Here is a 607-nt window from a genome sequence, read left to right as displayed (position 1 = left end):
TCAAGGACCTATGGGAGAACGAGGCCCACAGGGAATACAAGGTGTTCAAGGAATACAAGGAGAAAGAGGTCCGACTGGTCCAACTGGTATTCAAGGGATACAAGGAATTCCTGGCCCAATCGGTCCGACCGGTCCAACAGGAATACAAGGCATACAAGGAATGCAAGGAGAAATCGGTCCAACCGGCCCAACAGGAATACAAGGAATACAAGGAGTGCAAGGGGAAATTGGGCCGACTGGACCAACTGGAAATACTGGTATACAAGGTGTGCAAGGTAATTTAGGAGGTAGTGGTTTACAAGGTGTAACCGGAATACAAGGAATACAGGGTCCGATTGGTCCAACCGGTCCAACTGGTTCTCAAGGAATTCAAGGGGAACAGGGGCCAATAGGGCCACAAGGGGAAACTGGTGTTCAAGGTTTACAAGGTCCCCAGGGAGAAATGGGGCAGGTAGGTCCAACAGGAATACAAGGAATACAAGGAGTGCAAGGTGTAATCGGTCCGACTGGTCCAACCGGTTTACAAGGTGATCCAGGTCCAACCGGCCCAACAGGAGCCACTGGGATAACTGGTCCGACAGGTTCTGCAACTGGCCCGACTGGAGCA

Annotated in this window: 1 pseudogene; it reads left to right on the top strand. The window is 51.6% G+C overall.

The window, feature by feature from the left end:
* A pseudogene (locus tag MR107_RS30305) lies at positions 1–607 on the top strand (collagen-like protein); the annotation flags it as partial.

Source organism: Bacillus cereus group sp. BfR-BA-01441 (genome assembly GCF_022663075.1).
Lineage (GTDB): Bacteria > Bacillota > Bacilli > Bacillales > Bacillaceae_G > Bacillus_A > Bacillus_A cereus.
The sequence above is the reverse complement of the archived record's forward strand: the minus strand, read 5'-3'. Positions and strand labels throughout refer to the sequence as shown.